The 8,297-nt window shown below is 55.2% G+C and carries 8 protein-coding genes and 2 pseudogenes; 4 read left to right on the top strand and 6 right to left on the bottom strand.

What is annotated here, in order from left to right; genetic code table 11:
* Nucleotides 1-315 precede the first annotated feature (315 nt).
* Complete coding sequence (gene purH / locus AAIR21_RS25050) at nt 316-1,905, top strand: bifunctional phosphoribosylaminoimidazolecarboxamide formyltransferase/IMP cyclohydrolase (RefSeq protein WP_079231508.1); 1,590 nt, start codon at nt 316-318, stop codon at nt 1,903-1,905.
* Nucleotides 1,906-1,920: 15 nt separating this feature from the next.
* Nucleotides 1,921-3,213: a phosphoribosylamine--glycine ligase gene (gene purD / locus AAIR21_RS25045; RefSeq protein ID WP_020882989.1), complete on the top strand. Its 1,293-nt coding sequence runs from the start codon at nt 1,921-1,923 to the stop codon at nt 3,211-3,213.
* A gap of 43 nt (nt 3,214-3,256) precedes the next feature.
* On the opposite strand, the gene AAIR21_RS25040 is transcribed toward purD, so the two are convergent.
* The 5 genes from AAIR21_RS25040 to hemE all read right to left on the bottom strand — a co-directional run bounded on the left by AAIR21_RS25040 (nt 3,257) and on the right by hemE (nt 6,797).
* Nucleotides 3,257-3,949 carry a DUF1481 domain-containing protein gene (locus AAIR21_RS25040; protein ID WP_020882988.1) on the bottom strand — a complete coding sequence of 231 codons (693 nt, stop codon included), beginning with the start codon at nt 3,947-3,949 and terminating at the stop codon, nt 3,257-3,259.
* An 11-nt stretch (nt 3,950-3,960) separates the two neighbouring features.
* A complete protein-coding gene (gene hupA, locus AAIR21_RS25035; protein WP_002445246.1) occupies nt 3,961-4,233 on the bottom strand; it encodes a nucleoid-associated protein HU-alpha in 273 nt (90 codons plus the stop codon).
* A 186-nt stretch (nt 4,234-4,419) separates the two neighbouring features.
* The gene (locus tag AAIR21_RS25030; protein WP_014168169.1) at nt 4,420-5,010 is read right to left on the bottom strand and encodes a YjaG family protein; all 591 of its coding nucleotides are present in this window, start codon (nt 5,008-5,010) and stop codon (nt 4,420-4,422) included.
* Nucleotides 5,011-5,054: 44 nt separating this feature from the next.
* On the bottom strand, nt 5,055-5,723 hold the full coding sequence (gene nfi, locus AAIR21_RS25025) for a deoxyribonuclease V (RefSeq protein WP_025206412.1): 669 nt from the start codon (nt 5,721-5,723) through the stop codon (nt 5,055-5,057).
* 9 nt (nt 5,724-5,732) lie between these two features.
* Nucleotides 5,733-6,797, bottom strand: coding sequence for a uroporphyrinogen decarboxylase (hemE, locus tag AAIR21_RS25020; protein WP_020882986.1), 1,065 nt, complete (start codon nt 6,795-6,797; stop codon nt 5,733-5,735).
* Nucleotide 6,798: 1 nt separating this feature from the next.
* On the opposite strand from hemE, the pseudogene AAIR21_RS25015 reads away from it, so the two are divergent.
* A pseudogene (locus tag AAIR21_RS25015) lies at nt 6,799-6,888 on the top strand (hypothetical protein); the annotation flags it as partial.
* Here AAIR21_RS25015 and nudC read toward each other — a convergent pair.
* A pseudogene (gene nudC, locus AAIR21_RS25010) lies at nt 6,857-7,609 on the bottom strand (NAD(+) diphosphatase); the annotation flags it as partial. The pseudogenes AAIR21_RS25015 and nudC overlap by 32 nt on opposite strands.
* A 95-nt stretch (nt 7,610-7,704) precedes the next feature.
* On the opposite strand from nudC, the gene AAIR21_RS25005 reads away from it, so the two are divergent.
* The gene (locus AAIR21_RS25005; protein WP_014168165.1) at nt 7,705-8,202 is read left to right on the top strand and encodes an Rsd/AlgQ family anti-sigma factor; all 498 of its coding nucleotides are present in this window, start codon (nt 7,705-7,707) and stop codon (nt 8,200-8,202) included.
* Nucleotides 8,203-8,297: the final 95 nt, after the last annotated feature.

The raw sequence follows: 8,297 nt of genomic DNA, 5'->3' as shown, positions 1-8,297 counted from the left end.
GGGTTAACTGTGAAGTGATTCACATCTGCCGTGTCGATGGAGGCGCATTATAGGGAGTTCTCTGCAGGCCGCAACCGCTAAATGACAGAAAAATGACTGACTGCTGCATTCCCCAGCAAAACCCCGCCTTATACCCTTTTACACACAGACTTATCCACAGAGATACGAAAAAGTGAAAATTCGCGAGCGTTGCGCAAACGTTTTCGTTAAAATGCTCGCGCTTAACAAGGATGCCTCGTCAGGTGTGTTAGATGAGTTTTTCGCTGGAAAATTCATCTAACGCTCTCTGTAATCGTGAAATCCAGGGGATTTACCATGCAACAACGTCGTTCAGTCCGCCGCGCTCTGCTCAGTGTTTCTGATAAAGCCGGTATCGTCGAATTCGCTCAGGCACTTTCTGCACGCGGTGTGGAGCTGCTTTCTACAGGTGGTACCGCTCGCCTGTTAGCAGAGAAAGGTCTGCCGGTAACCGAAGTGTCCGATTACACCGGTTTTCCGGAAATGATGGATGGACGCGTCAAGACCCTGCACCCGAAGGTCCACGGCGGTATTCTTGGTCGTCGCGGCCAGGACGACGGCATTATGGAAAAGCATGATATCGCGCCAATCGACATGGTCGTCGTTAACCTCTACCCGTTCGCGCAGACCGTTGCCCGCGAAGGCTGCTCTCTGGAAGACGCCGTCGAAAACATTGATATCGGCGGCCCAACCATGGTGCGCTCAGCGGCTAAGAACCATAAAGATGTTGCCATCGTGGTGAAGAGCAGCGACTACAACACCATTATTAATGAGATGGATGCCAACGAAGGGTCGCTGACGCTGGAGACGCGTTTCGACCTCGCCATCAAAGCATTCGAGCACACCGCCGCGTACGACAGCATGATCGCCAACTACTTCGGTAGCCTGGTGCCTGCTTATCATGGCGAAAGCACTGAACCTTCCGGCCGCTTCCCGCGTACGCTGAACCTGAACTTCATTAAGAAGCAGGATATGCGTTACGGAGAGAACAGCCACCAGCAGGCTGCCTTCTATATAGAAGAAGAGGTAAAAGAAGCCTCTGTTGCGACCGCACAGCAGGTTCAGGGCAAGGCACTCTCCTATAACAACATCGCTGACACCGATGCAGCGCTCGAGTGCGTGAAAGCGTTCAGTGAACCCGCCTGCGTAATCGTGAAGCACGCGAACCCATGTGGCGTAGCGGTAAGCACCTCCATTCTCGACGCCTATGATCGCGCGTATAAAACCGACCCAACCTCCGCATTCGGCGGCATTATCGCCTTCAACCGCGAGCTGGACGCTGACACAGCACAGGCCATCATCTCCCGTCAGTTTGTCGAAGTGATCATCGCTCCTTCTGCATCCGACGAAGCCCTGAAAATCACCGCGGCAAAACAGAACGTGCGCGTACTGGTGTGTGGCCAGTGGGATGAGCGCGTACCGGGTCTGGACTTCAAACGCGTGAACGGCGGTCTGCTGGTTCAGGATCGCGATCTGGGCATGGTTACCGCGGGCGATCTGCGCGTCGTGACGAAACGCCAGCCTACCGAGCAGGAACTGCGTGACGCGCTGTTCTGCTGGAAGGTTGCGAAGTTCGTGAAATCCAACGCGATTGTCTATGCAAAAGAGAACATGACCATCGGAATAGGCGCAGGCCAGATGAGCCGCGTTTACTCCGCGAAAATTGCCGGTATCAAAGCGGCCGATGAAGGTCTGGAAGTGAAAGGCTCGGCAATGGCCTCTGACGCCTTCTTCCCGTTCCGTGACGGTATCGACGCTGCTGCGGCAGTGGGCATTACCTGTGTTATCCAGCCTGGCGGCTCAATCCGTGACGACGAAGTCATTGCCGCTGCTGACGAACACGGCATTGCGATGATCTTCACCGACATGCGTCACTTCCGCCATTAATCCACGGAGCAGAAAATGAAAGTATTAGTCATTGGTAATGGCGGGCGCGAGCACGCTCTGGCGTGGAAAGCGGCCCAGTCGCCGCAGGTAAAAACCGTCTTTGTGGCACCGGGTAATGCCGGTACTGCGCTGGAACCCACGTTACAGAACGTCGCTATCGGCGTGACCGATATCCCGGCCCTGTTGAGCTTTGCTCAGCAGGAGAAAATCGATCTGACCATCGTGGGTCCGGAAGCGCCGCTGGTGATTGGCGTCGTTGACGCCTTCCGGGCTGCTGGCCTGCAAATCTTCGGCCCAACGGAAGGGGCTGCACAGCTGGAAGGTTCGAAAGCCTTCACCAAAGATTTCCTCGCACGTCATAACATCCCGACGGCGGAATATCAGAATTTCACCGAAGTAGAGCCAGCCCTGGCTTACTTACGTGAAAAAGGTGCGCCTATCGTTATCAAAGCCGACGGTCTGGCCGCCGGTAAAGGCGTTATCGTGGCGATGACGCTCGAGGAAGCCGAAGCCGCGGTTCAGGATATGCTGGCAGGCAACGCCTTTGGCGATGCGGGCCATCGCATCGTGATTGAAGAGTTCCTTGACGGTGAAGAGGCGAGCTTTATCGTGATGGTCGACGGCGAGCATGTTCTGCCGATGGCCACCAGCCAGGATCATAAACGCGTTGGCAATGCAGATACCGGGCCGAACACCGGCGGTATGGGCGCTTACTCCCCTGCCCCTGTGGTCACTGACGAAGTGCATCAGCGCACCATGGACCGCATTATCTGGCCAACCGTCAAAGGCATGGCTGCCGAAGGTAATACTTACACCGGTTTCCTCTATGCAGGCCTGATGATCGACAAGCAGGGCAATCCGAAGGTGATTGAGTTCAACTGCCGCTTCGGCGATCCGGAAACGCAGCCAATCATGCTGCGCATGAAATCTGACCTGGTGGAACTGTGTCTTGCCGCCTGTGAAGGTAAGCTGGATGAGAAAACGTCTGAGTGGGATGAACGTGCTTCTCTGGGCGTGGTGATTGCTGCGGGGGGTTATCCGGGTAATTACAATACCGGTGATGAGATTCACGGTTTACCGCTGGAAGAAGTAGAAGGCGCGAAGGTATTCCACGCCGGCACGAAGCTGTCTGACGACGATCGCGTGCTGACCAATGGCGGCCGTGTACTGTGTGCGACCGCACTGGGTCACACCGTTGCAGAAGCACAGAAGCGTGCCTATGCGCTGATGGCAGATATTCACTGGAACGGTAGCTTTAGCCGCCAGGATATCGGTTATCGCGCAATTGCGCGTGAGCAGGGCGAGTAATACTTCAGCCAGCCCCTCTCCCGTCAGGGAGAGGGGACGCCACTCAAAAACTCTTTTCTGTCGGCTGCCAGGTGCAGAAGTCTTCGTTCGCGACCAGCAGCAGTTGAGAACCTTCCGGCGCTTCCAGCCACGCCACACTCACTTCCATGGATGAATGACGCTGACGGCGCTCAATATGTTCGGTTGCCCAGGCTTCAAGCTCAGGCTTAACGGTTTGCCCTTCGCAGGTGGTTACCGTGCCATCGGCATGCCAGCGCCCCTGGCGCAGCACAACGCGTCCCTGACGCAGCGCATCGCTGGTCTGGCGGATTTGTTCGGCACGATAACGATAGAGTGCGACTTGATCGCTGGAAAGCTGCTGTTTTTGACCGCTGACTTCCCGCTGCATAAAGCTCAGCTCGCCATGGTCATCAAAACGCACTTTCACATGTTCGGGGGTCTTGCTGTAGACATTCAGTTCTATCAGCGACAGGTCATCGCCCTGCCAGCGATACTCCGCGGTCGACGTATTGCCGTTATGCCACGGACTGAAAGCAGAAAGCAGATGCACTTCGCCGCCAGAATCTTTGCGCCAGATCCTCACCGCACCCTGGTTGTCAGCGTAGCCGCTGGCGGTAAACGGTGGCAGAGAGGTGTCGTGGCTACAGGCGGACAGAAACATCACGCCCGCCAGCGCGAAAAGACCGCGCCAGACAGACAAAAGGGGCGTTGCCGCCCCTTCGTTAAAACTGTTCACTGCCACGCGTCTTACTTAACAGCGTCTTTCAGTGCTTTACCAGAAACAAATGCCGGCACGTTAGCTGCGGCGATTTTGATTTCTTTACCGGTCTGCGGGTTGCGGCCAGTACGCTCAGCGCGGTGGTTCACTTTGAAGGTACCGAAACCAACCAGTTGTACAGCATCACCTTCTTTCAGAGACTCAGTAATAGCAGCCAGGGTAGATTCCAGAGCAGCTTTAGCCTGCACTTTAGACAGATCAGCCTTGTCCGCAATTACATCAATCAGTTGAGTCTTGTTCATAAGTTATCCTTTCAATGTGTTTATCGCTTGCTAAGCATCGAGTGCGACGAAAATGCCAAAAAAGCACTCTCCTGCATACACGCACCGATAGCCACTTTTTTTCGCCCCCCAAATGTAGACCAGACAAGGGGCGAAAGGGAAGAGTCGAGGAGCGACAAAACGAGCGTTATATCAAGTTTTGTTGTCTCATTGGTTAAAAATTATACCAATATTGCTCTCACCAGCCTCACGTAAGTCCGCACGGAGCCCTTTTATCAGCTCAATATCGCGTTCTTCACACTCTGCCAGCAGGCGGAAAATTTCCCACTGGATATCCCATTCCTGCTCAACCGCGGGGTTCACTCGCAGCTCTTCGTCGGTCATTTCCCGACCTTCCTGGGTCATTTCCAGCATCGCGACGGTCGTAATGGATGCCTTGCTGACTTCGATAGCATGCTCCAGGGTTTCACCGCTCAGACGGGAATGAATCAGTTCGCTTAATGCCACGCAGGCATCAATGGCCGGATAGACACCATACAGGTCGTAGTCATCCGCAGCCGGGATCGCCTCTTCAAGCTTTTCAAGCTGAGAGTCGAAGTTCACCTTAGCGTCTTTGACCGTCAGCGTCTCCCAGATTAAATCCAGGATGCGGCGATAAATCTGCCCTTCACCAAAGCCTGTCTGCTTGCAGAACGCGGCATAGTTGGGATACATGCGCTCGCACAGGCAAGCCATAAAAGTCACGTGCTGCCAGCTTTCCAGCTTCTCAAGGCGCAGATGAATCGGGTTTTGTAGCATGATGAGGTCTCGAATCGAAAATTAGCCGCAGTTTACCTGAATCATCACTGAATTTCTTGCCAACGCGTAAAAGCCGGACGCCCTGACGCTACGGCATCAGCCCAGCGGGTGGGCTCCGGTAAGCGATACCCTTTCATGCAGCGCTGCACCCAAGCCAGCGCACTGTCCGTGCTCACCCGATGCCCGGTGGCGATAAACAGGGGGTTACAACGCGCTTTACTGCGCCAGACCCACGCCAGTTGCTCACCCTTATCGATGAGAGGTGCCAGCGCGCCTGGCTCGGCGGAGAGCGGCTCAAACGCACCGCACAGACGTTTTTTAGCCACACCGATGGTGGGGACATCCACCAGCAGCCCAAAATGGCTGGCGACGCCTAAGCGGCGCGGATGAGAGATACCATGGCCGTCGACAAACAGCAGGTCGGGTTTTTGCGAGAGTTGCTCCCACGCTGCCAGCAGCGCGGGATATTCACGGAATGAGAGAAAGCCAGGAATGTACGGCATGGTGGTGGCGATACGCGCCACCTTGTACTCCACCAGTTCCAGCGAGGGATATTTCAGCAGCACCATTGCCGCCCGCGTCACTTCACCTCCCTGCTCAAACCCCACATCTGCTCCGCCAATGTACTGCGGCGGGTCTGTGTCCAGACGATCCTCGCGGATCACGGATGAGGCCAGTTCTATCTGTTGAGCGCGTAATGACGCGAGATCCATAACCACTCCTTACTGATGATAATGTGCAGAAAGTCGGTGCACCGCCTCCACAAACGCGCCAGCGTGTTCTGGCGGTACATCCTGATGAATACCGTGCCCGAGGTTGAACACGTGTCCTTCGCCCTGGCCGAAACCAGCAAGAATGGAGGCCACCTCTTCCTCAATACGGGCAGGCTGAGCATAGAGCATAGACGGGTCCATGTTGCCCTGCAGCGCCACTTTGTCACCCACGCGACGGCGCGCATCGGCAATATCGGTTGTCCAGTCGAGACCCAACGCGTCACAGCCGGTTGCGGCCATGGCTTCCAGCCACTGCCCACCGCCTTTGGTGAACAGCGTCACCGGCACCCGGCGACCTTCGTTTTCACGCAGCAGGCCATCGACGATTTTATGCATGTAATACAGCGAGAACTGCTGGTAATCGCGCCCGGTCAGCACGCCGCCCCAGGTATCGAAAATCATCACCGACTGCGCACCTGCTTTAATCTGCGCGTTAAGATAGAGTGTGACGCTCTTCGCCAGCTTGTCGAGCAGCGTATGCAGCGCCTGTGGCTCCGCGTACATCATCTTTTTAATGACGGTAAAGGCTTTGCTGCTGCCACCTTCCACCATATAGGTCGCCAGCGTCCACGGGCTGCCTGAGAAGCCAATCAGCGGCACTTCGCCTTTCAGTTCACGGCGAATTGTGCGCACGGCGTTCATCACATACCCCAGCTCCTGCTCAGGATCCGGTACCGGCAGCTTATCAACGTCGGCTTTGCTTTTGATCGGGGAGGTGAAACGCGGACCTTCACCGGTTTCGAAATAGAGCCCAAGGCCCATGGCATCCGGAATGGTCAGAATGTCCGAAAAGAGAATAGCGGCATCCAGCGGGTAGCGGCGCAGCGGCTGGAGCGTCACTTCGCAGGCCAGCTCGGCATTTTTGCACAGCGACATAAAATCACCCGCCTGCGCACGCGTGGCTTTGTACTCTGGCAGATAGCGCCCCGCCTGGCGCATCATCCACACCGGGGTGACATCAACGGGCTGGCGCAGCAGCGCACGCAGATAACGATCGTTCTTCAGTTCGGTCATTTTGCAGTTCCTTATTGCGTCAGTCCGTGAGTGTAACACTACTCATACTCGGCCCGACACATTGCCACGGTATCTTCTATCAGCCGACGGGCTACCGTTCCCGGCGGGGGTAACAGTGGCAAATCGTCATAACGGTACCAGTTCGCGTCCAGCAGCTCTTTCTGGTCGATAACAATCTCACCGCTATCGTATTCGGCCATAAACGCCGTCATCAGCGACTGCGGGAACGGCCACGGCTGAGACGTCACGTAACGCAGGTTCTTCACCCGGATCCCGCTCTCTTCCATTACTTCACGCGCCACCGCCTGCTCCAGCGTTTCGCCCACTTCAACGAACCCGGCAAGAACAGTATGAATGCCGTTGCGATGGCGGGTATGTTGCGCCAGCAGGATGGAATCGTCTCGCCGGATAGCGACGATAATGCACGGCGCAATCTGCGGATAATAGCGTTCACGGCAGTGGCTGCAGAGCATGGCCCACTCGGTTTTGCTCGGGTGCATGGTATGCCCGCAGTATCCGCAGTATTTATGCGATCGGTAAAACTCGGCCAGCTGCACGCCACGGCCTGCCAGCTGGAACAGGCCCACATCGAGATCCAGCACCTGACGAACAGATCCCATGTCCTGGCGGCGAGGCTGCTGGATCAACCACACCGGCTCCCCTTGCCACTCGCCGATCTTCAGCGCAGGCTGACCAACGAGATCGAAACGATCGGCAGTGCCATAGGGTATTTCCCCACCGGGTAGCCATAATTTTTGTTCGTGACTGACAATCCACCAACCCAGATCTGATTTTTCAATAATACGATCCATATCTATTGCACTACCTTCGCTTCACTGACATGTTGTTAGCATTGTGGTTACATTTTGGATAAGCAGAATCAATTCTAAACCTTGCGGAGTCGAACATGTTAAACCAGCTAGAAAGCCTGACTGAGCGCGTTAGAGGAAGTAACAAACTGGTGGATCGCTGGCTACATGTGCGCAAGCATCTACTCGTGGCTTATTACAATCTGGTCGGTATTAAGCCTGGCAAAGAATCGTTTATGCGGCTGAATGAAAAAGCGCTGGATGATTTTTGTCAGAGCCTGGTCGACTACCTGTCCGACGGCCATTTCAATATTTATGAACGCATTATCCGCGAAATGGAAGGCACTAGCCCGTATTTAACGGCATCCAAACTCTACCCGTTGCTGGAAGCCAATACCCAGCAGATCATGAATTACTACGATTCCACCCTCGAGAACGCCATCGATCACGACAACTACCTTGAGTTTCAACAGGCGCTGTCCGATCTCGGCGAAGCGCTGGAAGAGCGATTCTCGCTGGAAGATAAGCTGATCGCCCTCGTGCTGGATAACGATTCTAAGGCCAGCAACGAAGATAACATCGCGCGGCCTGCTTGAGTTCTTAATCGTTAACGAGTAGTTTACAAACATTCGCCCCTCTCAGGAGGGGTATTACACGAAATCATTCATGCGATAGCGTGAACGATGGCGTG

The organism is Enterobacter sp. PTB (assembly GCF_051130085.1).
In the GTDB taxonomy this organism is placed as follows: domain Bacteria; phylum Pseudomonadota; class Gammaproteobacteria; order Enterobacterales; family Enterobacteriaceae; genus Enterobacter; species Enterobacter ludwigii.
Note: the sequence above shows the minus strand (reverse complement) of the source record. Positions and strands in the feature narration are given on the sequence as shown.